The following is a 25,213-nucleotide window of genomic DNA, read 5'->3' as shown; positions in this document are numbered from 1 at the left end:
ATCGGATGTCGTGCGTAGCACGCCGTTGGCGCCTAACATTCTGCCCGCTCAACTGCGGCAAAGGTCAATGAACTCACCAGGATGATGCGCTTGCCGGGCGATATCTTGGCTGAATATCTGCAAGTACCGCGGAGGCTGGAAGCGGGCGACGTTTTGGTCATCCCGCTGGTTATGGTGGCGCACTTTGCTGACTGTTCGCCCGACCTCAAACTGTATGAGGCCGGGCGGCGCGGTGATTTCTCGACGACGCTCTTAGCCTAGGTGCGCGGCGACTTCGGCTTGCACTTTTTCGGCCGCGGCCTCTTTCACGGGGCCGTAGCCGCGGATCTCCATCGGTGCGGAAAGCACCGCGAGCGCTTCGTCATGGGGCAGGGCCGGGGCCTTGGCCATAACCGCCTCGTACCAGTCGATCAGCCCGACCTCCAGCTTGCGATCAGCGCCGTAGCTGAATGGGTCAGCCCATGTGCCGCGCAGGGGTTTCATCGCGGCCAATAGGTCAAAGGCACGCCCCATCCACGGGCCAAACTTGCGCTTGTTGGGGCGTCCGCGGCCATCGCGGCCGGTGGGCCATGCGGGCGGGGCGAGGTGGTAGTGGACCTTGTAGTCGCCCTCGAAACTATCGGCGATGCGATCCTCAAAACCGCGTTGGCGGTGCAGGCGGGCGACCTCGTATTCGTCCTTGTAGGCCATGAGTTTGAACAGCGATTTCGCCGCGGCGCGCAGCAGGTCTTCGGAGCCGTCTGGCAGCGCGTTTGTCAAAGCATCAAGGCGGGATTTATAGCGCTCGGCGTAGGCTCGGTTCTGGTAGCCGGTAAGGAACTCCATCCGCCGCGCGATCAGGCTGTCGACACTGTCATCGGGGGTGGGCGCCGGGGCGAAATGCGCCGCAATCGCCTCGGGCTTCGCGGCCATGACCCGGCCAAAACCAAAGGCGGCGCGGTTTTTGTCGGGCACCACGCCATTCAACTCGATCGCCTGCTCCAGCGCGGTGAGCGAGACCGGCACAAGGCCCTTCTGCCAAGCATAACCCAGCATCATCACATTGGCGAAGACCGCGTCGCCCATCAGTTTTTCGGCCATGGCGTTGGCGTCAAAGGCACTGAGGTTCTCACCCCCCACAGCCTGCGCGATCACCGCTTCGCGGTCGTCGATCCGCAGCTCGGCGTCGCGGTTCAGCACCAGATCGCCGGTCGGCATCTCGGCGCGGTTAAGCACGATCCGCGTGCCGCGCCGGTAGTGGGCCGAGGCTTTGGGCGCGGAGCTGACCACCATGTCGCAACCGATCACCGCGTCGGCGCCGCCCTGATCGATGCGCACCTGATGCACCTCCTCGGGGGTTTGGGCGAGCCGCACATAGCCCAGCACGGTGCCAAATTTCTGAGCAAAGCCGGTGAAGTCCAGCACGCTGGAGCCCAGCCCTTCGAGATGCGCCGCCATGGTGATGAGCGCGCCCACAGTGACAACGCCGGTGCCGCCTACGCCGGTCACCAGCAGGTTAAAGGGCTGGTCGAGCCTGGGCAGTTCGGGCATCGGCAGCTGCGCCGAAAGACCCGCCACGTCCAGCCCGGCCCCAGAGCGTTTGCGGCGGCTGCCGCCCTCGACGGTGACGAAAGAGGGGCAGAACCCGTTGAGACAGGAGTAATCCTTGTTACAGGTCGATTGGTTGATCTGCCGTTTGGTGCCGAACTCAGTCTTCTTCGGCTCGACGCTTAGGCAATTGGATTCCAACGAACAATCGCCGCAACCCTCGCAGACCAGTTCGTTGATCATGACGAATTTCTTAGGGTCGTCCATCAGCCCGCGTTTGCGCTTGCGGCGTTTCTCGGTGGCGCAGGTCTGCTCATAGATCAGCACTGTGACGCCCGGAATATCGCGCAGCTCGCGCTGCACGCGGTCAAGCGCGCTGCGGTGATCAAATGTGGTGCCGGCGGGGAAATCACCCTTCTCCAACAGTCCGGGCCGGTCAGAGACCAGTGCGATCCGCGCGACGCCTTCCGCGCGGCAGGCCTGCGCGATGGCGGCGACTGAGACAGGGCCATCGACAGGCTGCCCGCCGGTCATGGCAACCGCGTCGTTGTAGAGGATCTTGTAGGTGATGTTCGTCTTTGCCGCGACCGCTTGGCGGATGGCGAGCGAGCCGGAGTGGTACCACGTGCCCTCGCCAAGGTTCTGGAACACATGTTTGCCCCCGTTGAACATCGAGGTGGCGATCCACGGCACGCCTTCGCCGCCCATCTGGGCAAAACCGGCGGTTTCACGGTCCATCCACGAGGCCATGACATGGCAGCCAATGCCGGAGTTGGCCTTTGACCCTTCGGGCAGTTTGGTCGAGGAATTATGTGGGCAGCCCGAACAGAAGTAAGGCGTGCGGGTGGCGCCGGGGACGTTCAGCAGCACGGGCGGCTGGTCAGTCAGGGCGCGGGCCTTTTCCAGCAGGTTCTCTTCGGGAAAGAAGGCACTGAGCCGCGCGGCAATGATCGGGAGCAGTTTGAGCGGCGACAGCTCGCCGGTCCAAGGCACCAACTCCTCAAGGTTTTCGTCATGTTTGCCCACCATCCGCGCAGGTTTGGAGCCGGGCCAGTCATAGAAGGCCTCTTTGAACTGGCTTTCGATGATGCCGCGTTTCTCTTCGATCACAAGCACTTCGCGCTTGCCTTTCACGAAGTCGAGCGCGTCGTCCAGCGCCAGCGGCCAGACCATGCCGATCTTGTAGATGTCGATGCCGAGGCGGCGGCAGGCGGCCTCATCCAGGCCCAGAAGCCGCAGCGCTTCCATCGTGTCGAGGTGGCCCTTGCCGGTGGTCACGATGCCGAAAGTGGCGTCCTGCGTGTCGTAGATATGCCGGTCAATGGGATTGGTGCGCATGAAAGCCTGCACCGCGTCGAGCTTGTGATGCAGCCGCGTCTCAATTTCGGGCGAGGGCAGATCGCCAAGCCGCACGTGCAGCCCGCCCGGAGGCGCGGTGTAGTCGGGCTGGTTGAACACGCGGTCGGGTGTCAGTGTCACCGATGCGCCGCTTTCCACGGTTTCCGAGATCGCCTTGAAACCCACCCAAGTGCCCGAGAAGCGTGAAAGCGCGATGCCGTATTCACCGAAGGCTTGGTATTCGGCGACGGAAGCCGGGTTCAACGTCGGCATGAACCACGACATGAAGCCCACGTCTGACTGGTGCGGCATCGAGGACGAGACGCAGCCATGATCGTCGCCCGCCACCACCAAAACGCCGCCTTTGGGGGCCGAGCCGTAAGCGTTGCCATGTTTCAGCGCGTCGCCCGAACGGTCCACCCCCGGCCCCTTGCCGTACCACATGGAAAAGACGCCCTCGACCTCCGCCTGTGGGTCGAGGTGGGCCTGTTGCGCGCCCAATACCGCGGTGGCACCAAGGTCTTCGTTCACGGCGGGCAGGAATTTCACCCCCGCCTTGGCCACGCGGTCTTTGATGCGCCAGTATTCCAGATCAAGCCCGCCCAAGGGGGAGCCGCGGTAGCCCGAAACGAAACCGGCGGTGTTCAGCCCCGCCTCGCGATCGCGGCGGGCCTGATCCAGCATGATGCGCACCAACGCCTGCGTCCCGGTCAGGAAAACGCGGCCTTCGGTCTGATCATAGCGGTCGTCGAGTTTATAAGTGGTAAATTCGCGCGGTTGTTTTGTCATGGGGGTCTCCTCACTTGGGAGTATACCGCAGGGGCTCCGAATTTTGGCTCCGGTTTTGCTGGCGATATGGGTGAAATCCGGGTAATTTATCCATTGTAGTTCCGTGAAGTGAAAGATTTATCCGATGAGCGAAATGGATGCGACGGACCGACAGCTTGTATTCCTACTTCAGCAGGATTCGCGCCTGCCCAATGCGCAACTTGCCGAGAAGCTGAATATCTCTGCCTCTGCCTGCTGGCGGCGGGTCAAGGCGTTGGAGCAGGCGGGGGTGATCAAACGATACGCCGCCGTGGTCGACCCCAAGGCGATGGGGCTGGGGTTCGAGGCGATGGTCCATGTACATCTGACCCGGCATGACGCCTCAGCCCTCGCCAGTTTCATCCGTGCGATCCAAAGCCGGACGGAGGTGACGGAATGTTTCGCCACCACGGGCCAAGCGGATTATCACCTCCGCGTGCTTTGCCGCGATATCGACGCCTATAACGCCTTTTTGGAGAGTTTTTTGTTCCTGCATCCCGCAGTCAATTCCGCCACGACGAATGTAATCCTGCGGCAGATCAAATCCGACGCCCCGATTACCGGTTGAGGCGATCAGAGCGGCGTTTTCTGCGTTGGACATTTGCCGCATGCGTGCTTCATAAAGCAGCAGAGATCACACCCGAAGGAGAGACCCATGATGAGAACCCGTGCCGCCGTTGCCGTGGAAGCCGGCAAACCGCTTGAAATCATGGAGGTGAACCTCGAAGGGCCGAAACGCGGTGAGGTCTTGGTAGAGATCAAGGCAACCGGCCTCTGCCACACCGATGAATTTACCCGTTCCGGCGACGATCCCGAAGGCATTTTCCCCGCCATCCTCGGCCATGAGGGCGCGGGCGTGGTGCTGGAAGTGGGCGAAGGCGTGACCACGCTGGAGCCGGGCGATCACGTGATCCCGCTCTACACTCCCGAATGCCGCGAATGCGAATACTGCCTGTCGGGCAAAACCAACCTCTGCCAAAAAATCCGCGTTACCCAAGGCCAGGGCCTGCTGCCCGATGGCACCACGCGGTTTTCGATGCTCGATGGCACGCCGATCCACCACTATATGGGCTGCTCGACCTTTGCCAACCACACCGTGGTGCCGGAAATCGCGCTGGCCAAGGTGCGTAAAGACGCGCCGTTTGATAAAATTTGCTACATCGGCTGCGGCGTCACCACGGGCATCGGTGCGGTGATCAACACGGCCAAGGTCGAATTGGGCGCGCGTTGCGTGGTCTTTGGGCTGGGTGGTATCGGGCTCAACGTGATCCAAGGTTTGCGGATGGCGGGCGCAGATCAGATCGTGGGCGTGGACCTCAACGACGACAAGGAAGAGGTCGGGCGCTATTTCGGGATGACCGATTTCGTGAACCCCAAGAACGTCGAAGGCGATTTGGTGGCGCATCTGGTCGAAGTAACCAAAGGCGGCGCGGATTATTCTTTTGACGCGACCGGCAACACCAAGGTCATGCGCGACGCGCTGGAATGTGCCCACAAAGGCTGGGGCGAAAGCATCATCATCGGCGTGGCACCTGCGGGGGCCGAGATTTCGACGCGGCCATTCCAATTGGTCACCGGCCGGGTTTGGCGCGGGACCGCTTTTGGCGGGGCCAAGGGGCGGACGGACGTGCCTAAGATCGTTGACTGGTACATGAACGGCAAGATCGAGATCGACCCGATGATCACCCACAAGTTGACGTTGGATCAGATCAACGAAGGCTTCGAGCTGATGCACAAGGGTGAATCGATCCGCGCGGTCGTCGAGTTTTAAGCCTCGGGCTGGAGGGCCGCGCGCTCTCCAGCCTAGACCTCTGCTGCGAGGGAGAGGAACAGGTCGACGTCCATATAGGTCTCGAGATGATCGGCCAGCGCGTCGAGCGCATCATCCACACCGCTTTCAAAGTTCAGCGATGAGGTCACGCCGAAACCGCCAAGATAGGCGCGGCGGAAGGCGTCTGAGCTAAAAATTCCATGCATATAGCACCCCTGCACCCGTCCCGAAGGGGAGGCCGCACCCTCAGCCGTGCCGTCGAAGCTGAGCCACGCGCGGACGCAATCGGGGCCTGTGGTTTCTCCGATGTGAATTTCATAGCCCGTGAGATCGGTGCCGCTGGCAGGATGCTGGCCGGATTTTTCCGCCAGATGTTTCAGCGGGGCCATCGTGGTTTCCACGTCCAGATGCCCCAGCCCCGCCACCCGCGCCGCCGGGCCTTCGATGCCCTGCGGGTCTGTGATGGTATTGCCCAACATCTGATAGCCACCGCACAGCCCCAGCACATGGCCGCCCCGCCGGATATGGGCGGCAAGGTCGATGTCCCACCCCTCGGCCCGAAAGGCTTCGAGGTCCGAAATCGTGGATTTGCTGCCGACCATCAGCATTAGATCGGCATCGGCGGGTAGGGGGCTGCCGGGCATGATCATCCGCAGGTCGACGCCCGGCTCGGCGGCCAATGGGTCGAGGTCATCGAAATTGGCGATCCGAGGCAGGCGCGGGACGGCGATCACACAGCCTGAGCCACCGGAACGGGCGCGGGCGGGCAGATCCATCACATCTTCAGCGGGCAGGCGGTGGGCGGCGTCGAACCATGGGATCACGCCAAGGCTCGGCCAGCGGGTGCGCGCGGCGATGTCGTCGCGACCTGCGTCAAAGAGGCTGCGGTCGCCGCGGAATTTATTGACGGCAAAGCCGCGGATCAGCGCGTTGTCATCGGCATCAAGCACCGCCTGCGTCCCGACGATCTGCGCGATCACCCCGCCGCGGTCGATGTCGCCCATCAGTACCACAGACACCCCGGCGGCGCGGGCAAAGCCCATATTGGCGATATCGCCTGCCCGCAGGTTGGTCTCTGCCGGGGAGCCCGCGCCCTCAATCACGATCAGGTCGCAGCTTTCGGCCAAGCGGTGAAAGGATTGCAGCACGACTGGCATCAGGCTGGCTTTGTTGCGCCCAAACTCCCGCGCCTCTTGCTGGCCCGCGATTCTACCCTGCACCACGACCTGCGCGCCGGTGGCGCTTTGAGGCTTCAGCAGCACCGGGTTCATGTCCGTATGCGGTGCCACGCCAGCGGCGCGGGCCTGCAGCGCCTGCGCGCGGCCAATCTCGCCCCCGTCTTCGGTGACGGCGGCATTGTTGGACATGTTCTGCGGTTTGAACGGGCGCACGCGCAGCCCGCGACGTGAGCAGGCGCGGATTAATCCGGCAACGATCATCGACTTGCCGACATTGCTGCCGGTGCCCTGTATCATGATGGCTTTGGTCATGTCATTCTGCCCCTGTTTCGCGCAAACTGGCGCAAAATGATCCAAGGGGAAAGAGCCGCGATGAACACGCCTGCACATTTGCTTTTGGGCGCTGCCGTGATGGGGCGCGAGGGGGGCAGGCCGTTGATCTGGGCGGCGCTTGTCGGGGCGCTGCTGCCGGACTTGTCGCTCTATCTTATGGCGGGTTTTGCGCTCTATGTCCAAGGGCTGCCGGGGAGTGTGGTCTTTGGGGAGCTTTACTACTCGGACCTCTGGCAGGCGGTCTTTTCGATAGATAACTCCTTCATCGTCTGGGGGGCGCTTTTGGCGCTGGCGGTCTGGCGGCAAGCGGGCTGGGCCGTGGCGCTGACGGGGGCGGCGCTGCTGCATCTCCTGTTCGATCTGCCGCTGCATCACGACGACGGGCGGGCGCATTTCTGGCCGCTGACGGGTTGGATATTCGAAAGCCCGGTCAGTTATTGGGATGTGCGTCACGGCGCGGCCTGGGTCGCACCGATTGAGGCGCTGGTCAGCACCCTTGCCGCCATTACGCTGTGGTGGCGCAGGCCCGGATGGGTGCTCTCTTGCTTGACGTTGGCGCTGCTGCTGGCCGAGGGGCTGGCCCTGCGCAATTGGATCTTCTTTTTCGGAGCAGACTGACAGAGGCTCGGGCAGCAGACACAAAAAAACGCAGCCCGAAGGCTGCGTCAATTGCTCCGCTTGGCGGATATTCTCAGGCGGCTTCGGCCTGAAGCGCGGCATTGCGGCGCTCGGACTCTTCGCGCGACAGGGCGACGGAAGTCCGCACGCCTTTGCCCACAAATTCCATCAGACCTTCGACGACCCGCTCGTTGGGATCAATCCCGGCGCAGCTCAGCACTTCGCGGCCATCGCGCGAACGGGCCCAGCGGGCGATCTGTTCTGGGCCGTTGCCATATTTCTTGTCGTCGGCAATTGCGTCATCCAAAGCAGCAAGCACCACAGCAGCAAAGAGCTTGCGTGCGCGGTTGCCTTGCTCGTTGTTGAAAGCGGTGCCATCAACGAAATCTTTCATCTCGTCGTCCTTTCGATTATTCTTGCTCTTGTCATTCGGGCGTGGAGGCCCTTATGACGGATATCCTTTGATTCGGATACCTCTATTTAGCATACCTCCCATGCAACATGCGCATATCTAGTTGCCGCAGCGACGCCCGGATATCGCCCGCTTGCAGGGGACCATCCCTCCCGATATAGACCCGGTCATCTTATCATCAACCTTATGTCGTGGTTTTGTCACATGCCCAAGATTAACGGAAACGAGATCCGCCCCGGAAACGTCCTTGAACATAACGGTGGCCTTTGGGCGGCCGTGAAGGTCGATCACGTGAAGCCCGGCAAGGGCGGTGCCTTTGCCCAAGTCGAGATGCGCAACCTGCGCAACGGCTCCAAATTGAACGAACGCTTCCGCTCTGCCGACAAGGTCGAGCGCGTGCGTCTGGAGCAAAAAGACCAGCAATTTCTGTATGAAGACGACGGTATGCTGGTGGTAATGGACACCGAAACCTATGAGCAGGTGCAGCTTGATGCCGAGCTTTTGGGTGACACGCGCCCCTTCCTGCAAGACGGCATGATGATCGTGGTCGAGTACCATGACGCCGAGGCGCTGAACGCCCGTCTGCCGCAAAAAGTGGTCTGCAACATTGCCGAGACCGAGCCGGTCGTCAAAGGCCAGACAGCGGCGAATTCCTTCAAACCAGCCATTCTGGAAAACGGTGTGAAGATCTCTGTTCCTCCCTTCGTGGGGCAGGACGAAGCGATCGTGGTGAACACCGAAACCATGGAATATGTCGAACGCGCTTGACGCAACGTCATCCAACGTAAGCTAGATCAGCCCCGGTTTTGCCGGGGCTTTTTCTTGTTTTGGGGCGCTCAGGCGGCAGGGCCGGGCCAAGTGACCTGCGCCTCATCGGCCTGCATCGGCCCTTTCGCGCGGTCAAAGCGGAGATGCGCCAGCGCTTGGTCCCCCGCTTGGGTGAAAAGTGTGCCCGCAGGTTTGCCCTCTGCCGTGATCGACGTGCCCGGCGCAGCGCTGCCGCTAACCTCAACCCGTGTCAGCCCCTTGCGCAACTCGGTCTTGTGTTTCATCCGCGCCGTGACCTCTTGGCCCACATAGCAGCCCTTGCGGAAGTCGAGCCCGTTGATCCGATCAAGCCCGGCTTCAAGGATGAAGGTATCAGGCGTCAGTTCCACACCGGTTTCTGGGATCAGATGCGCCACGCGCAGGGCGTTCCAATCGGTTATGTCCTCGGTCTGCGGTGTGTCGCGATACGCGCGCCAGCCCATTTCCGGATGACGCGGATCGGCCACGGCATCTTCGGGTGCGGGGCCGGTGCCACGGTGCAGGTGCAACTCGGTCGGCTCAATCGTCACCTTGGCGCGCAGCTTGTACATCGACAGACGTTGGCTCAGCATGTCGCCAAGGCTTTCGTCCACATCAAGCAAAACGCTATCGCCGTCAGCGATTAGAAAGAAATCGGCCATATATTTGCCCTGCGGCGTCAGCAGGGCGGCATAGACCGGACCTTGGTCAAGTTTGCCAACGTCATTGGTCACGATGCCTTGCAGGAAATCGCGGGTGTCGGGGCCGGAGAGGCGCAGAATGCGGCGCGTGGTCATGCGGTTGTCCTTTGATTGCTGGCCATGACATATAACCTGTCAAACCCATCCAAAAGGGGCAACCATGCGCGCGCCGATCTCTGTCGTCATTCCCAGTCTCAATGCAGCCGCCGCGCTGCCTGCTTGCCTTGCCGCGCTTGTCGAAGGGTTGCAGGCCGGGCTGATCCGCGAGGTGATCCTAAGCGATGGGGGATCGACAGATGGCACGCCTCAGCTGGCCGAAGGCTGGGGGGGCGAGGTGATCTCAGGCGCGCCCTCGCGAGGTGGGCAGTTGCGCCGCGGATGCGACGCGGCGCGGGGTGAGTGGGTCTTGGTGCTCCATGCCGACACGGTGCTGGCGCCGGGTTGGACCGATGCGGTGCAGGGTCACATGGCGCGCCGGGCAGGGGCTGCGGGGTGGTTTCGCCTTAGGTTCGATCAGCGCGGGTTGGCACCGCGGTTGGTCGCAGGTTGGGCGAACCTGCGCAGCGCTTGTGGCTTGCCCTATGGCGATCAGGGGCTGCTGCTGCCCCGCGCGCTTTATGATGCGGTCGGCGGTTACCCCGATCAGCCGCTGATGGAGGATGTCGCACTGGCCCGCGCCTTGCGAGGCCGATTGGCGCGGCTTGAGGGCATCGCCGTGACCAGTGCCGAGAAATACCGCCGTCAGGGCTGGCTGCGCCGCGGTGGGCGCAACCTGTGGACGCTGATGCGCTACATAATGGGCGCCAGCCCCGACGCCCTTGCGGAAAGCTATCGGCGGTCGTGAAAAGGGCGCGGGTTGTCCCTGCGCCCCTGCACTCAGTTAAAGAACACCGCCCCGATCCGTTGGAACAGATTGGGCTGACGCGCCCTTTCGCGGCGCTTTTTCGCAGAGAGGGCGCTAAGGCCGCGGGCATCCGACACCGTCTTTCCGTCGCGGAATTGCAGGCGGTAAAGGTCGGCATAGATGCCGCCGCGCTCCATCAATTCGTCGTGGGTGCCTTCATCGGTGACTTGGCCGCGGTCCATCACCACGATCTTATCCGCGCTGCGGATGGTCGAGAGCCGATGCGCGATGACGATGGTTGTGCGCCCCTTGGCGAGGCGATCAAGCGCGTCCTGCACGACTTGTTCTGATTGCGCATCCAAGGCGCTGGTGGCCTCGTCCAACAGCAGGATGGGCGTGTCGCGCAGCAGGGCGCGGGCGATCACCACACGCTGACGCTGCCCGCCCGACAGGGCCGAACCGCGCGGGCCGACGCGGGTTTCCAGCCCCTGTTCAAGCTGCGGCAGGAAATCAGCCACATGGGCGGCTTTCAACACCCGCTCGAGTTCTTCGTCGCTGACGTTCTCGCGGCCCAGCACGATATTCTCGCGCAGGGTCTCATCAAACAGCAGCGCCTCTTGTGTCACGACAGAAAACAGGCCCCGCAGGTCCGGGATGGTCATTGATGTGGTGTCGACCCCGCCGATCTGAACCGTTCCGTTTTGTGGATCGACCAGCCGCGTGAGCAGGTTGAAAATGGTCGATTTCCCCGCGCCCGAGGCGCCAACAAGGGCGGTCGTCTGGCCCGCTTGCGCGGTCAGGTTCAACGCATTCAGCACCTTCGTATCGCCGTAGGAGAGTGAGACATCCGCCAAGGCAACGTCAGGCGGGCCATCGGGCGCGGCCACGGGCTTGGCCGGGCTGCGCAGGTGCAGGGGCGCGTCGAGCAGCTCCTTGATCCGCTCCAGCGCGGCGGCGGCCATCTGCCACAGGCCGCTGATCGCGCCGAGGCGGCGCAGGGGGGAGAACATGAACCCGAGCGAGGTAAAGAAGGTCATGAACTCGCCAATGGTCTTGTTGCCCGCGATGATCTCGGACCCGCCATAGACGATCACGGCCATGAAACCGATGCCTGACATGATGTCGATCATCGCCGGGATCGCGGAATTGCCAAAGGCGGCGCGAACTTCGGTGCGAATGAAGGTGCGCGTCAACTCGCGGTATTGTCGGGCTTGATAGTCTTCCAGCGCGTTGAGTTTGATCTGCACGATGCCGTGAAAGACCTCGTCCAGACGTGTCGAGAGGCTGGCGCCGATGTCGCGCGCCTCACGCGAGCGGGCGCGGACGAAGCGCTGGGCGATGGCGGCAGGCAGCACCATCAGCGGCACGCCGACCATCGCCAGAAGTGCCCAGATCGGATCAATCGCAATGGCGACGCCCATCAGGATCACCAGCCCCACCAGATCGCGGCCCGCGCCGGTGATGACCGCGCGCCAGACATCGCTGACCGCGTTCACATCCGATTGCACCCGCTGCACAAGAAAACCGGGCGGGTGGTTTTGGTGAAAGGCACCATCCTGCTGCATCATCCGGTCCAACAGGTCGATGCGCAGATCCGCCGCTGTGCGCTGCGCCACGCGGGTCAGCAACACCTTCTGCACCACCGTGGCCAGCGCGCGCAGCGCAAAGATCGCCACCAGCACCAGCCCCACCCAAACCAGCGCACCTTGGTCGCCGCCGACAAAGACGCGGTCGAACATCGGCTCCATCAGCTTGGCTAGCACGCCCAAGGTCGAGCCTTCGATGATCATGAAGATCACCGCGATGGCCATCAGGCCGGTGTGTTTCTTTAGATAGTCATGCCAAAGCCAACGCATCAACTGCGCGGAGGTGTAACTGTCATCATTCATGCCGGTGCCTGATCCTTTTGGGCAGTCGGATCCCGTGTACGAAAGCCGCGCAGGCAGGGCAAGCCGTCGCAGGGCGCGCATGGGACGCGCATCCGGGCCGGAGCGGGCCGGGGTAGGGACGTCCGGGGCGCGGCTTACCTTACGTCCGATCGCGTGTTGACCCCGGCCCGGCGGGCAGTAAGCTGCGCCCGACCGCAGCCCGGTCACGCATTTTCAAAACGGCAGCCAATATCATGACAAAGCAGAATAAACTCGTCCAAGGTCGTTCGTACCTTGCCATTCCCGGCCCCTCGGTCATGCCCGACGCGGTGCTGAGCGCGATGCACCGCGCCGCCCCGAATATCTATGAGGGTGAGTTGGTTGAGATGATGCCGGCACTGGCGGCCGATTTGAAACGTGTGGCGCGTACAGATCGTCATGTGGCGATGTATATCAGCAACGGCCACGGCGCTTGGGAGGCCGCGCTGAGCAATGTCATAGCACCGGGCGACCGCGTGCTGGTGCTGGCGACGGGGCGTTTCGGCCATGGCTGGGCCGAAATGGCGACGGGGCTGGGGGCGGAGGTGGATATCCTCGACTTTGGCCACAATGCGCCGGTTGATCTGGCGCAGGTGGCCGAGCGTTTGAAGGCCGACACGGGCCACCAGATCAAGGCGCTGATGGCGGTTCATGTGGACACGTCAAGCTCGGTCCGCAACGATGTCCCCGGCCTACGCCGTCTGTTGGATGAGGCAGGCCACCCCGCGCTTTTGATGGCCGATTGCATCGCCTCGCTGGGATGCGAGCGGTTCGAGATGGACGCTTGGGGCGTTGATGTCATGGTCACCGCTTCGCAAAAGGGGCTGATGGTGCCGCCGGGCATGGCCTTCGTGTTCTTCAACGACCGAGCCGAGGAGGCCCGCGCGCGTCTGCCACGAGTGAGCCGCTATTGGGATTGGTCGCCGCGCGCCCATGCGGAGGAGTTCTACCAATACCACGGCGGCACCGCCCCGACGCATCACCTTTATGGCCTGCGCGCCGCGCTTGATATGATCCATGAAGAGGGGATCGAGCAGGTCTGGCAGCGCCATGCCACCTTGGCCCGCGCGGTTTGGGCAGCGTGCGAGGCATGGTCGGCAGAGGGCAGCCTGCGGTTCAACATCGAAGACCGCGCCCTGCGCAGCCATGCCGTCACCGCTCTGCGGCTGCAAGCGCCCCATGCGACAGAGTTGCGCGATTGGGTACAGAGCAATCTGGGCCTGACACTGGGCGTGGGGCTGGGCATGGCGCTGCCGGGGGAGCCTGCGTGGCACGGGTTCTTCCGCCTTGGCCATATGGGCCATGTGAACGGCCATATGATCATGGGCCTGCTCGGCGGGATCGAAGCCGGGCTTTCGGCGCTAAAGATCGACCACGGGCCGGGCGCGCTGCAGGCGGCGGCAGAGGTGATCGGCGGGGCTTAGGTCCCGCCCGCTTCGGCCAGAGCGTCGGGCAATGCGGCGGCGAAGTAATCCAACTCCTCTGTCGTACTGCAACTGATGCGGATGCAACGGTTTTGCGGCGCGGCGAAGGGCATGCGCACAAAGATGCCCCGCGCCACTAGGGCATCCAGCACCGCCTTGGCGAAGGCGCCATCGCCGCCACAGTCGATCGCGACGAAATTGGCTGCGGAGGGCAGGGTGCTCAGCCCGTTCTTTTCAGCGATTTGAGCGATCCTGTCGCGGGCCTCGGCGATCTGGGTCTGAACTTGCATAAGGTAGTCTTGATCCTGCACCGCCGCCAAGGCACCTGCCTGTGCTGCGCGGTTGAGACCAAAGTGATTGCGAACCTTGTGAAAGGCCGTGATCAAGTCGGGCGCTGCAATCGCATAGCCGATCCGCGCTCCGGCGAGGCCATAGGCTTTGGAAAAGGTCCGCATCCGGATCACCCGCGGGTCATCGGCGGAAAGCTGGGGTGCTGTGCCCTCGGGGGCGCATTCGATATAGGCCTCATCCAGCAAAAGCAGGCTGCCTTGGGGCAGATCGTCAAGCGCGCGTGCCAGTGCCGTGCCCTCATGCCAAGTGCCCATCGGATTGTCGGGATTGGCGAGGTAGACGAGCTTGGCGTCAACCTCTGCCGCTTTGGCGAAAAGCGCTGCCGGGTCTTCGTGATCGTCGCGGTAGGACACTTTGTGCAGCACGCCGCCAAAGCCCGCGACATGGTAGTTGAAGGTTGGGTACGCGCCTTCCGAGGTTACCACCGCATCGCCTTCGTCCACCAGCAGACGGACGAGATAGCCCAGCAGCCCGTCGATGCCTTCGCCGACGATGATATTGTCGGGCGTCACGCCATGCAATTCGGCCAATGCCGCGCGCAGTTCCACGCTTTCTGAATCGCCGTATTTCCACATCTCCGTCTCAGCCATGGCTGCGATGGCGCGGGGCGAGGGGCCAAAGACGTTTTCATTGGCACCCAGCCGCGCTTTGAAGGGGCGGCCAAGCGTGCGCTCCTGCGCTTCGGGGCCCACGAAGGGAACGTTGGCGGGCAGGCTTTGGGCGAGGGGGGTAAGGCGTGCATATGTCATGCGCCAAGGTGTAGGGTTGCGCCGTTGAGAGGGCAAGGGTCGCAGCACCTGCCGCCACGTTTTGCTGGTGCTGCGCGATAATCTGCGGTGAACTGCGCCAAACACTCAGGAGAACAGCCATGCCCCGCGTCACCACCCGGATCGAAGACCATATCGCCCATGTAACCCTCACCCGCGCCGACAAGATGAACGCGGTGGATGATGAGATGATCGAAGCGATCATCGCGGCAGGTCAGGAGGTTGCGGCCTCGGATGCCCGGGTGGTGGTGCTGTCGGGCGAGGGCAAAGGGTTTTGCGCGGGCATCGACATCGGCGGGTTGTCAGGGATGGTCGGTAAGGATCCTGAAGCGTTGATCATGCCGCGGACACATGGGGATGGGACGACGAACAAGTGGCAGGAGGTGTCGATGGTCTGGCACCGTTTGGAAATCCCGGTGATCGCGGCGCTTCACGGGGTGGTCTATGGCGCTGGGATGCAATTGGCGCTTGGGGCGGATATTCGGATTGCGGCACCAGAGACCAAGCTCGCGGTGATGGAGATGAAATGGGGCATTGTGCCGGATATGGGAGGCATGGTGTTGCTGCCGCGTTTGGTGCGCTCGGATGTGCTGCGGCGGTTGACCTATACTGGGGCACCTGTGGAGGCCGCGCAGGCGGAGCGCTGGGGACTGGTGACCGAGGTCGCCGATGACCCGCAGGCGGCGGCTTTGGAACTGGCGCGGGTGATTGCCGGGAAGGGGCCGAATGCCGTGCGGGCGGCCAAGCGGTTGATTGGCTATGCGGAATCCGGGGCGTCGGATGCAGATGTACTCTTGTCCGAGTCGCGGGAACAGGCGGCGCTCTTGGGCAAGCCAGAGCAGATGGAGGTGATCGCGGCGGAGTTCGGCAAGCGGCCTGCGGTGTTTAAGTAGGGCTGGGGGCGTTCTGCGCAACAGCCCGGAATCAAGGCCGTAAGGCCGCCGGGCAGCGCCAGACCGCCCGGACGGGCTGGCGCTTTAGCTATTGGAGTGCCGTCCCGGAATCCGATCGTATGCGCGGCAGGGATAAACTGCCCAACTGAAATGTCGTGAGCGCCATCCCGCGGTCTGGCGCTGCCCAGCTCGCGTGACGTTTTTGGCGTGGCAGCTAAACCGCCACGCCCTCAACCTCAGCCCAGTTCGGCCAGACGGTCCAGCGCCGCCTGCAACTGGTCCGCCTCTTCCTGACGCGCGTCCAGATTGGCCTGCGCTTCGGCCACGACCTCTTCCGGTGCAGACGCCGCGAATTTGGGGTTGTTCAAACGCCCCTTCAGCCCGCCAATTTCCTTGCCCAGCTTGTCGAGCGACTTTTGCAAACGCGCCTTCTCGGCGTCGATGTCGATCAACCCGGCCAAGGGCAGGCCGAAGCTGGCCCCCGGTGCCGCGATGGACACGGTGCCTTTGGGGAAACTGTCGGCACGCTCAAGGCTCTCGACCCGCGCGAGGCGTTTGATCATCACCTCGTTGCGATCCCATGCGCCCTGTGCAGCCTCGTCCATCTCTGTCACCAGCATCGGCACCTTCAGCCCGGCGGGCACATGCATCTGCTGACGCGCAGAGCGGATGCTCTCAATGAGGCCGATGACCCAGTTGAGCTCCCGGTCAGCTTCGGCATCCAGCAGATCGGCGGTGGTGTAGGTCGGCCAATCGCTCAGGGCGAGCAGCTGGTCGCGTTTTGCGGTGGTCTGCCACAGTTCTTCGGTGATGAAGGGCATGATCGGGTGCAGCAGCACCAGACATTGCTCTAGCACCCAAGCCATCGTCGCGCGGGTCTCTTCGGCCTCGGGCGCGTCGTCTTGCAAAAGCGGCTTGGAGAGTTCCACATACCAGTCGCAGACCTTGCCCCAGACAAAGGCATAAAGCGCATTGGCCGCGTCGTTGAAGCGGAAGTTGCCAAGCGCCGCGTCGACCTCTTCGCGGATGCGGGCGGTCTCGCCCACGATCCATTTGTTCAGCGTGGCCTGCGGCTGCGGCATCGCGGCGGGCATGCTGTCGAAGACGTTGTTCATCTCCGCAAAGCGGTGCGCGTTCCAAAGCTTGGTGCCGAAATTGCGATAGCCCGCGATGCGCTGGGTGCTGAGCTTCAGGTCACGCCCCATGGCGGCCATCGACGTGAGCGTAAAGCGCACAGCGTCCGCGCCAAAATCGTCGATTAACTCCAGCGGGTCGAGCACGTTGCCCAAGCTTTTCGACATCTTTTTGCCCTTCTCGTCACGCACCAGCGCGTGGACATAGACGGTGTCGAAGGGTTTTTGATCGACCACGGCATATTGCATCATCATCATCCGGGCGACCCAGAAGAAGATGATGTCGAAACCGGTCACGAGCACGGAGGTCGGGAAGTATTTCTCAAGCTCGGCGGTTTGCTCGGGCCAGCCCAGCGTGCCGATGGGCCAGAGGCCGGAGGAGAACCATGTGTCGAGCACGTCGGGGTCGCGGCGCAGGGTTTTGCCGGGGGCCATGGCCTGTGCTTCGGCCTCGGTCGGCGCGCAATACTCATTGCCCTCATCGTCGAACCACACCGGAATCTGATGCCCCCACCACAGCTGGCGCGAGATGCACCATGGCTCGATGTTCTCCAACCAGTGGAAGTACACTTTGCGGTCCTGTTCGGGCAGGATCGTGACTTCGCCAGAGCGCACCGCATCAATGGCGGGCTGCACGATCTTATCGGTGGCGACGAACCACTGGTCGGTCAGCATCGGCTCGATCACCACTTTGGAGCGGTCGCCGAAGGGCTGCATGATCTTCTTGGCCTCGACGAGCGGCACGAGGTTCTCTTCCTCGGTGCGCATCTCGCCGCCTTCGCCGGGCTCGACGGGGGCCTTTTTGGCGGCACGGCCAAGGCGCGGGTCGGTCTCCTCGGTCATCACGGCAAGGCCCTCGGCGGTCACGTCTTCGACCACGCGCTTGCGGGCCTCGAAACGGTCAAGACCGCGGTAGGCGTCGGGGACGAGGTTGATCTCGGTCGCGTCCTCGGGGGCGGGCTCGGAGCCGTCGGCAATGGCCTGCGCGCGGGCGGCGGCCTCGACATAGGGCAACCCGTCGGCACGCATCTGGCCTTGGGTGTCCATCAGGGCATAGAGCGGGATGCCGTTGCGCTTGGCGACGCCGTAGTCGTTGAAGTCATGCGCGCCGGTGATCTTCACCGCACCAGAGCCGAAGTTCTTGTCCGGGTATTCGTCGGTGATGATCGGGATCAGGCGGCGCTGTTCTTTCGGGCCGACCGGGATTTCGCAGAGCTTTCCGACGATTGAGGCGTAACGCTCATCCGATGGATGAACCGCCACCGCGCCGTCGCCGAGCATGGTTTCGGGCCGTGTAGTGGCGATGGAGATATAGTCGCGGGTCTCTTCGAAGAGCGTGTTCCCGTCTTCGTCTTTCTCGACGTAGGTATAGGTCTCGCCCCCGGCCAACGGATATTTAAAGTGCCACATGTGGCCGTCGACTTCGGTGCTTTCGACCTCCAAATCCGAGATCGCGGTCTCGAAATGCGGGTCCCAGTTGACCAGCCGCTTGCCGCGGTAGATCAGCCCCTTGTTGTACATATCCACGAAGACCTTGATCACGGCATCGTGGAAATTGCCCTCTTCACCCTCGGGCGCACCGGGCGCGCCGGACATGGTGAAAGCGTTGCGGGACCAGTCGCAGGAGGCGCCCAGACGGCGCAGCTGGTCGATGATCGTGCCGCCGGATTTCTGCTTCTGCTCCCAGACCTTGGCGGTAAACGCCTCGCGGCCCAACTCGCGGCGGCCGGGCTGGCCGGTGGCGGCCAATTCGCGTTCCACCACCATCTGTGTGGCGATGCCCGCGTGGTCTTGGCCGGGCTGCCAAAGCGTGTCAAAACCCTGCATCCGGTGCCAGCGCACGAGGATGTCCTGCAGCGTGTTGTTGAAGGCATGGCCCATGTGCAGCGAGCCGGTGACATTCGGCGGCGGGATCATCACCGAGAAATGCTCATCCCGTTGTGCGTTTGCGCCGGCCTTGAACGCGCCTTTGGTTTCCCAATCGGCGTAGATGCGGCTTTCGGCCTCAGCGGCGTTGAAGGTCTTTTCGAGTGCCATGGTCAGTGATCCCTTTTGTTGCGCCCCGTTTAGCGGTCTGGCGCGGCGAGGGAAAGACCTATGGCAAAGCGGATTTGGGGCGGGAAGCGGCCTAGCCGCGCCGGTCGATCTTGGTGCTGAGGTGAATGAGGCTCTCACTGCCCTTCACGCCCCGCGTCTCGCCGATACGGTCGAGGGTCTCGTCCAGCTCCTGCGTGGTTTGGGCCGCGATCTGCACCAGCAGGTCAAAACGGCCCGAGGTGGTGTGCACGACCTGCACAGCGGGCAGGCTGCGCAGCCGGGCCAGCACGGCGGGGCCGGCGCGCAATTCGATATTAACCAGCGCTGTGGCATGCAGCGGGGCAAGGGCGGCTTCGCCCAAGCGCAGGGTGTAGCCGGTGATGGCACCGCTGCGCTCCAACCGTTCTAGGCGGGCCTGAACCGTTGTGCGGGCAAGCCCAAGACTGCGGGCCAGATCAGCGACCGGCAGGCGGGCGTTGGATTGAAGTGCCGCGATCAATGCGCGGTCTGTATCGTCAAGTTGCTGTGCCATGTCGTCATTCTGCCGGAGGTTTCTGTCACTTTAGGCTTTTTGACACGATGAATCGACCAAAATTCGCGGTTCACTAGGGAAAAGCAAACAAGAGGCTATCATGCAGCACACCGCCCCCCTTTCAGCCACGCCCGCCGCCTATCTGGCGAAACACAGCCCCGACGCGCCGGTGCTGTTCATCGCCCCTTCGGTGCTGCAAGCCACGGCGCGGCGCTTTCAGGCGGACTTCGACGGGCTCGTGACCTATGCCGTCAAGGCCAATGACCGGCCCGAGGTGCTCTCGAACCTTGTCGCGGCGGGGATCACCACCTTCGATGTGGCTTCCCCGGCCGAGATGGCGGCGGTCCGGGCGGTCTGCCCGCAGGCGGTGCTGCATTACAACAACCCTGTCCGCTCGGCGGCAGAGGTGCGGGCCGGGATCGCGGCGGGCGTCTATAGCTGGTCGATCGACGATATGTCGGAACTGGCCAAGCTGCGCGACGTGCCGCGCGACAATGAAGTTGCGGTGCGATTTGCCTTGCCGGTGAAGGGTGCGGCCTATGATTTCGGGTCCAAATTCGGCGCGGCCCCTGAGCAGGCGGCGGCGCTGCTGCGCGCGGTGGCTGAGATGGGGTTCACCCCGTCAATGTGTTTCCACCCCGGCACGCAGTGCAATGATCCGCAGGCTTGGGTGCAATATGTCCATGCGGCGGCGGATATCCTGCGTGCGGCGGGTGTCTTGATCAAACGGATGAACATCGGCGGTGGTTTTGCCGTGGACCGTGGATTCGACGCGCCCGATCATCGGGCGGTTTTCGCCGCGGTGAAGGCGGCGCTTGCCGAGAGTTTTGGGACGGATGCGCCCTCGCTGCTTTGCGAGCCGGGGCGCGCGATGGTTGCCGATGCCGCCGTGCTGGCGACCCGTATCAAGGGGATGCGCAACGCCGGGCGGACGGTGTTCTTGAACGACGGTATCTATGGCGGTCTGCCCGATCTGCGCGACATGGGCCTGTCTGGGCTGGTGGATGTGGTCGGCCCTGAGGGGGCGCTGCGCCAAGGGGCGCCGACACCGCGCGTGGTCTTTGGCCCCACTTGCGATTCGTTGGATCGCTTGCCCGACGGCCTGCCGCTGCCCGAAGATGCGCAGACGGGGGATTATCTGTTGTTCGGCGGGATGGGGGCTTATTCCATCGCCATGTCTACCGCCTTTAATGGCTATGGGCTGGCGGGCATCACGCTTGTCTCCGACCTTGGGGCTGCGCCCAAGCGCAAGGCGGCCTGAGCCTCTGGACACTGGCGGTTCGCCCGCTACTGTTGCGCTGGAATAGGCAGGGCAGCAGGGGCAGCGTCAGATGGAAAAGTTCGGGAAAAGCCAGCCGGTCAAACGGGTGGAAGACCACCGTTTTCTGATCGGCGATGGCCGCTACGTCGATGACATCGCCCCCCAAGGGGCACTGCACGGTGTCTTTTTCCGCGCGCCGGTGGCGCATGGGGTGATCACCGAACTGGACGTGAGCGATGCCCGGGACGCTGAGGGCGTGCATCTGGTGCTGACCTGTGCCGATCTGGAAACGGCGGGGATGAACATCGCCCTGCCGCATACGGTGGTCGACAACCGCGATGGCAGCAAGGGGGCGGCACCGCTGCGCCCGATGTTGGCGAAAGACCGGGTGCGCTATGTGGGAGAGCCGGTTGCCCTGATCGTGGCCGACACCTTGCAACAGGCGCGTGACGCTGCCGAGTTGATCCTATTCGATGCCGATGATCTGCCCGCCAAGATGGACCTGACCCCCGGCGGCGAGACATTGCACGCTGAAGCGCCCGACAACCGCGCCTTCGACTGGGGCATGGGGGATGAGACCAAGGTTGAGGCGGCATTTGCCAAGGCTGCACAGCGCGTCAAGCTGGAGATCGGCGACAACCGCATCATCGTCAACTCCATGGAGCCGCGCGGCTGCTATGCCGAATGGGCCGATGGCCGGTTGCATGTGGCGCTGGGCGGGCAGGGCGTCTGGGCGCATAAGGGCTTCTTTGTCAAAGCTTTTGGTCTCAGCGAAGATGCCGTGCGCGTGACAAACCCCGATGTCGGCGGTGGTTTCGGTATGAAGGCGATGACCTACCCAGAGTATTTTTGCATCGCTCAAGCCGCGCGGGCGCTGGGCCGCCCGGTGCGCTGGATGTCAGAGCGGACCGAAGCCATGCTCACCGACAATGGCGGGCGCGATCTGGTGTCTTGGGCCGAATTCGCCTTTGACGAAAACCACAAGATCACCGCCTACCGTGTCGACACGCGCTGCAACCTCGGGGCCTATAACAGCCAGTTCGGCCAGCCGATCCAGTCGACGCTGTTCTCTAAGGTTTTGATGGGTGTTTATGACGTGCAAGACACCTATCTGCATGTCGAGGGCTATTACACCAACACCGTGCAGGTCGATGCCTATCGCGGCGCCGGGCGGCCCGAGGCGATCTATGTGCTGGAGCGGTTGATGGACCGCGCAGCCCGGGAGTTGGGCGTCGATCCGTGGGAATTGCGGCGGATCAACTTCATCAAGCCGGATCAGTTTCCCTATACCACCGCCACGGGAGAGCTTTACGACGTGGGCGATTTCGCGCGCCTCCTGACCCGGGCGGCAGAGGAGGCCGACCGTGAGGGGTTCGCGGCCCGCCGTACCGCCGACGCCAAGCGCGGCCTGCTGCGGGGGCAGGGCTTGTGTTACTATATCGAAAGCATTCTCGGCGATCCTTCCGAAGGGGCCAAAGTGGTCTTTGAGGAGGATGGCCACGTGACGATCTATGTCGGCACCCAAAGCAACGGGCAGGGGCATGAGACCGTCTATGCGCAGTTCCTGTCGGACCAGACCGGCATTCCGGCAGAGCGGATCAGCGTCGTGCAGGGGGATAGCGACTTGATCAAAAAGGGCGGTGGCACTGGCGGCTCGCGTTCGGTCACCACGCAGAACACGGCGACCTTGGCCACCGTGGCGAAGATAACCGAGGTGTTCACGGCGTTTTTGGCTGATGAACTGGGCGTTGCGGCCAGCGATATCACCTTTGACGACGAACGCTTCCGCGCCGAGGGGTCGAACGTCAGCCCCACGATGATGGAAGTGGCCGAAATGGCCCGCGCCAAGGGCCGGGATGATCTGCTGTCTCACCACGAACGCGCCAGCCTGCCGGGGCGCAGCTATCCCAACGGGGCGCATGTGGCCGAGGTAGTGATCGACCCTGAAACCGGGGTGGTGACGCTAGATCGCTACACGGTGGTCGATGATTTTGGCAATCTGATCAACCCGATGCTGGCCGAGGGGCAGGTGCATGGCGGGGTAGCCCAAGGCATCGGCCAAGCGGTGCAGGAACGGGTCGTCTATGACGAAGACGGGCAACTGCTGACCGCCACCTTCATGGACTACGCCATGCCCCGCGCCGCCGATCTGCCGATGATCTCGTTCACCTCTGAGCCTGTGCCCTCGACCGCCAATGCCATGGGCATGAAGGGCTGTGGTGAGGCTGGGACTGTGGGCGCGCTCGCGGCGGTATCGAACGCGGTGCAGGATGCGCTTTGGGAACGCGGTGTGCGGCAGGCGGATATGCCTTTCACCCCGCATCGGGTTTGGGAGATGCTGCAAGGTGCCGCAATCGCAGCCGAGTAAAACCCTGTTCCAACGGCTCTTTGGGCGGTTTTGGCGACGGCCTGAAAGCGATTTCGGCCCGCGCCGGGGGGAGGTGACCCATGTCATTATCCTTGATGGGACCATGTCCTCGCTCGACCTGGGGCGCGAGACTAACGCGGGCATTGCCTATGGCCTGTGCCGCGAGATGGGCAGCGCCCTGTCGATCTATTACGAACCCGGTCTGCAATGGCGTGATTGGCGCAGCGCGCGCGATGTGATCATGGGGCGCGGGATCAACCGACAGATCCGCCGCGCCTATGGCTATCTCGCATCGCGCTACCGACCCGGGGACCGGATTTTCCTGATGGGTTATTCGCGTGGCGGCTATGCCGTGCGTTCGCTCGCCGGGGTGATCGACCGTGTGGGCCTTCTGCGTGCCGAGGTCGCGACAGAGCGTAACATCCGCGATGTCTACCGTCATTACGAGGCGCAACATCTGAGCAAGGCGGGCGAACTCTTTGCGCGGGCCAACTGCCACCCTGAGGTAGAGATCGAGGCGATCGGCGTTTGGGATACGGTCAAATCGCTGGGTCTGAACGCGCCTCTGTTCTGGCGGTTCTCGCAGCCACTGCACATGTTCCACAACCACGATCTAAGCCGCAATGTGAAGAACGGCTTTCAGGCGCTGGCGCTGAACGAAACCCGCGTCGCCTATGCCCCGGTGATGTGGACCACGCCAGAGGGCTATGCCGGGCGGCTCGAGCAGGTTTGGTTTCCGGGCACCCACGGCGATGTCGGCGGGCAGTTGGGCGGTGATGAGGCGGCGCGACCCTTGGCCAATATCCCACTGGTCTGGCTGTTGTCGCGGATGGAAGAAAGCGGTCTGCCGCTGCCCGACGGCTGGACCACACGCTTTGATCAAGACCCCGCTGCACCCTCCATCGGGCGCTGGCGCGGCTATGGCAAAATGCTTGTGACCCGCCGCCGCCGGGTGGTGGGGGCCGACCCGTCAGAGCGGCTACACGAAAGCGTGGATCAGCGCCGCGCAGAGGCCGCGCCACAGCCGGGGCTTCTGGCGCGGATGCAGGGGGTGATTTCCAGCCTTTAGCTGCCCTCGCGGTCCGAGGGGTGATTGATGCCGTCGCTATAGGGCAGCGGCTCCATCTCCCATGGCAAGGCCCCTTCGATCGCGCCAAGGTTCACGCCGCATTCATCGGGGTTCGAGCGGCGGCGGTGGTGGGTATAGATGCCGCAGGTCTTGCAGAAGTAGTGCTGCGCCGTATGGGTGCCCCAAGTGTAAAGCGTGAGGTTCTCGGCGCCTTTCAACACGGTCACAGTCTCGGCCAGTGCCGTCACCGTAGCGGCGGCACGGCGGCGACAGAACGTACAGGTGCAGCGCGAGGCCGAGGCCAGACCGCGCGGAAACAGCGCTTCGATCACCACGGCCCCACAGTGGCAAGAGGCGCGGCGGGTTACTGAGGTTTCGGTCATTTGCGTCTCACTTTCGGAATGCGACTTTCGCTGAGGTCATAGTCAGCAGCGGCATGGGGCGGATGGCCATGGGTCTGTCGCCAAAAGGCAAAACCGCCCCGGCGTAGCCAAAGCGGGAGGGTCAGAACCAGCCCCGCGATAAACCCGCCTGCATGGGCCCAATAGGCCACGCCGCCGGTGCCCGGTGTGGCGCCGATGCCGCCAATGAACTGCATGCCGAACCACAGGCCCAGCATGATCCACGCCGGGATCGCGAAGATGCGGAAAAACACGATAAGGATTACCAGTATGTCGACCTTGGCGCGGGGGAACAGCAGCAGATAGCCCCCCATAACCCCCGCAATCGCGCCCGAGGCGCCGACCATGGGCACCCACGAGAGCGGCTCTGTCATGACTTGGCCCAGACCCGCCGCGATACCGCAGGCAAGGTAGAACAGCAGGTAGCGCCCGTGGCCCATCTCATCCTCGACATTGTCGCCGAAGATCCACAGAAACAGCATGTTACCGGCCAGATGCATCCAGCCGCCATGCAGAAATTGCGAAGTGATGAGGCCGAAATATCCCTCCCCGTGGGTCAACCGCGCGGGCAGCAAGGCATAGGTGTAATAGAACTCCCCTAAGGCACGCTCGTCCGCCATCAGCGACAGATAGGACAGGAACACCCCGATGTTCACCGCCATCAGCGCATAGGTGACATAGGGCGTGCGGCCCGAGGGGTTATGATCGCGGATCGGGAACATGCGGGCCAGCCTTTGCCAAGTCTTGCACCGCGT

General features: G+C 63.1%; 21 protein-coding genes. 11 read left to right on the top strand and 10 right to left on the bottom strand.

Annotated elements, in window-relative coordinates:
- The first annotated feature begins 90 nt into the window (after positions 1 to 90).
- Positions 91 to 261: a hypothetical protein gene (locus A3722_RS06350; RefSeq protein WP_161487405.1), complete on the top strand. Its 171-nt coding sequence runs from the start codon at positions 91 to 93 to the stop codon at positions 259 to 261.
- Here the strand turns inward: A3722_RS06350 and A3722_RS06345 are convergent.
- Complete coding sequence (locus A3722_RS06345) at positions 253 to 3,654, bottom strand: indolepyruvate ferredoxin oxidoreductase family protein (RefSeq protein ID WP_067629338.1); 3,402 nt, start codon at positions 3,652 to 3,654, stop codon at positions 253 to 255. The genes A3722_RS06350 and A3722_RS06345 overlap by 9 nt on opposite strands.
- Before the next feature lie 124 nt (positions 3,655 to 3,778).
- On the opposite strand from A3722_RS06345, the gene A3722_RS06340 reads away from it, so the two are divergent.
- Both A3722_RS06340 and A3722_RS06335 read left to right on the top strand, forming a co-directional pair.
- On the top strand, positions 3,779 to 4,240 hold the full coding sequence (locus A3722_RS06340) for an Lrp/AsnC family transcriptional regulator (RefSeq protein ID WP_067629340.1): 462 nt from the start codon (positions 3,779 to 3,781) through the stop codon (positions 4,238 to 4,240).
- Between the two features lie 90 nt (positions 4,241 to 4,330).
- The gene (locus A3722_RS06335; protein WP_067629374.1) at positions 4,331 to 5,443 is read left to right on the top strand and encodes an S-(hydroxymethyl)glutathione dehydrogenase/class III alcohol dehydrogenase; all 1,113 of its coding nucleotides are present in this window, start codon (positions 4,331 to 4,333) and stop codon (positions 5,441 to 5,443) included.
- A gap of 32 nt (positions 5,444 to 5,475) precedes the next feature.
- On the opposite strand, the gene A3722_RS06330 is transcribed toward A3722_RS06335, so the two are convergent.
- On the bottom strand, positions 5,476 to 6,933 hold the full coding sequence (locus A3722_RS06330; protein WP_067916004.1) for a cobyric acid synthase: 1,458 nt from the start codon (positions 6,931 to 6,933) through the stop codon (positions 5,476 to 5,478).
- A 60-nt stretch (positions 6,934 to 6,993) separates the two neighbouring features.
- Between A3722_RS06330 and A3722_RS06325 the strand changes: the two genes are divergently transcribed.
- A complete protein-coding gene (locus A3722_RS06325; RefSeq protein WP_067629344.1) occupies positions 6,994 to 7,572 on the top strand; it encodes a cobalamin biosynthesis protein CobQ in 579 nt (192 codons plus the stop codon).
- A 73-nt stretch (positions 7,573 to 7,645) separates the two neighbouring features.
- Here the strand turns inward: A3722_RS06325 and A3722_RS06320 are convergent, their stop codons facing one another.
- Complete coding sequence (locus A3722_RS06320; protein WP_007120494.1) at positions 7,646 to 7,966, bottom strand: DUF6280 family protein; 321 nt, start codon at positions 7,964 to 7,966, stop codon at positions 7,646 to 7,648.
- A gap of 222 nt (positions 7,967 to 8,188) precedes the next feature.
- Here A3722_RS06320 and efp point away from each other — a divergent pair, with 222 nt between their 5' ends.
- Positions 8,189 to 8,752: an elongation factor P gene (gene efp / locus A3722_RS06315; RefSeq protein ID WP_067629376.1), complete on the top strand. Its 564-nt coding sequence runs from the start codon at positions 8,189 to 8,191 to the stop codon at positions 8,750 to 8,752.
- A gap of 68 nt (positions 8,753 to 8,820) precedes the next feature.
- On the opposite strand, the gene ygfZ is transcribed toward efp, so the two are convergent.
- On the bottom strand, positions 8,821 to 9,567 hold the full coding sequence (ygfZ, locus tag A3722_RS06310) for a CAF17-like 4Fe-4S cluster assembly/insertion protein YgfZ (protein WP_067629346.1): 747 nt from the start codon (positions 9,565 to 9,567) through the stop codon (positions 8,821 to 8,823).
- Between the two features lie 64 nt (positions 9,568 to 9,631).
- On the opposite strand from ygfZ, the gene A3722_RS06305 reads away from it, so the two are divergent.
- A complete protein-coding gene (locus tag A3722_RS06305; RefSeq protein ID WP_067629348.1) occupies positions 9,632 to 10,315 on the top strand; it encodes a TIGR04283 family arsenosugar biosynthesis glycosyltransferase in 684 nt (227 codons plus the stop codon).
- A 32-nt stretch (positions 10,316 to 10,347) separates the two neighbouring features.
- Here the strand turns inward: A3722_RS06305 and A3722_RS06300 are convergent, their stop codons facing one another.
- Positions 10,348 to 12,204, bottom strand: a complete 1,857-nt coding sequence (locus tag A3722_RS06300; RefSeq protein WP_067629350.1) for an ABC transporter ATP-binding protein — start codon at positions 12,202 to 12,204, stop codon at positions 10,348 to 10,350.
- A gap of 233 nt (positions 12,205 to 12,437) precedes the next feature.
- Between A3722_RS06300 and A3722_RS06295 the strand changes: the two genes are divergently transcribed.
- Positions 12,438 to 13,646 (top strand): pyridoxal-phosphate-dependent aminotransferase family protein, encoded by a 1,209-nt coding sequence (locus A3722_RS06295; RefSeq protein WP_067629352.1) that lies wholly within the window; start codon positions 12,438 to 12,440, stop codon positions 13,644 to 13,646.
- On the opposite strand, the gene A3722_RS06290 is transcribed toward A3722_RS06295, so the two are convergent.
- Positions 13,643 to 14,746, bottom strand: coding sequence for a pyridoxal phosphate-dependent aminotransferase (locus tag A3722_RS06290; RefSeq protein WP_067629354.1), 1,104 nt, complete (start codon positions 14,744 to 14,746; stop codon positions 13,643 to 13,645). The genes A3722_RS06295 and A3722_RS06290 overlap by 4 nt on opposite strands.
- Positions 14,747 to 14,865: 119 nt before the next feature.
- On the opposite strand from A3722_RS06290, the gene A3722_RS06285 reads away from it, so the two are divergent.
- Positions 14,866 to 15,657, top strand: a complete 792-nt coding sequence (locus tag A3722_RS06285; RefSeq protein ID WP_067629356.1) for a crotonase/enoyl-CoA hydratase family protein — start codon at positions 14,866 to 14,868, stop codon at positions 15,655 to 15,657.
- Positions 15,658 to 15,893: 236 nt separating this feature from the next.
- Here A3722_RS06285 and A3722_RS06280 read toward each other — a convergent pair whose 3' ends face one another.
- A complete protein-coding gene (locus A3722_RS06280; RefSeq protein WP_067629359.1) occupies positions 15,894 to 18,827 on the bottom strand; it encodes a valine--tRNA ligase in 2,934 nt (977 codons plus the stop codon).
- A gap of 91 nt (positions 18,828 to 18,918) precedes the next feature.
- A complete protein-coding gene (locus tag A3722_RS06275; RefSeq protein WP_067629361.1) occupies positions 18,919 to 19,359 on the bottom strand; it encodes an Lrp/AsnC family transcriptional regulator in 441 nt (146 codons plus the stop codon).
- A 100-nt stretch (positions 19,360 to 19,459) separates the two neighbouring features.
- Here A3722_RS06275 and A3722_RS06270 point away from each other — a divergent pair, with 100 nt between their 5' ends.
- The 3 genes from A3722_RS06270 (at position 19,460) to A3722_RS06260 (ending at position 24,057) form a co-directional block, all read left to right on the top strand.
- The gene (locus A3722_RS06270) at positions 19,460 to 20,620 is read left to right on the top strand and encodes a type III PLP-dependent enzyme (protein WP_067629363.1); all 1,161 of its coding nucleotides are present in this window, start codon (positions 19,460 to 19,462) and stop codon (positions 20,618 to 20,620) included.
- A 70-nt stretch (positions 20,621 to 20,690) separates the two neighbouring features.
- Positions 20,691 to 22,988 (top strand): xanthine dehydrogenase family protein molybdopterin-binding subunit, encoded by a 2,298-nt coding sequence (locus tag A3722_RS06265; protein WP_067629365.1) that lies wholly within the window; start codon positions 20,691 to 20,693, stop codon positions 22,986 to 22,988.
- Entirely contained in the window at positions 22,966 to 24,057 is a 1,092-nt protein-coding gene (locus A3722_RS06260) for a DUF2235 domain-containing protein (protein ID WP_067629368.1), read from the top strand. Before A3722_RS06265 ends, A3722_RS06260 begins: the two co-directional genes overlap by 23 nt.
- Here the strand turns inward: A3722_RS06260 and A3722_RS06255 are convergent.
- Positions 24,054 to 24,440, bottom strand: a complete 387-nt coding sequence (locus A3722_RS06255) for a GFA family protein (protein ID WP_067626464.1) — start codon at positions 24,438 to 24,440, stop codon at positions 24,054 to 24,056. The genes A3722_RS06260 and A3722_RS06255 overlap by 4 nt on opposite strands.
- The gene (locus A3722_RS06250; RefSeq protein ID WP_067626466.1) at positions 24,437 to 25,180 is read right to left on the bottom strand and encodes a rhomboid family intramembrane serine protease; all 744 of its coding nucleotides are present in this window, start codon (positions 25,178 to 25,180) and stop codon (positions 24,437 to 24,439) included. The genes A3722_RS06255 and A3722_RS06250 overlap by 4 nt, the downstream gene beginning before the upstream one ends.
- Positions 25,181 to 25,213 lie beyond the last annotated feature (33 nt).

This window comes from Sulfitobacter sp. HI0027 (genome assembly GCF_001634775.1).
Taxonomy (GTDB): Bacteria; Pseudomonadota; Alphaproteobacteria; order Rhodobacterales; family Rhodobacteraceae; genus Sulfitobacter.
This window is presented reverse-complemented; position numbering and strand designations above follow the sequence as displayed.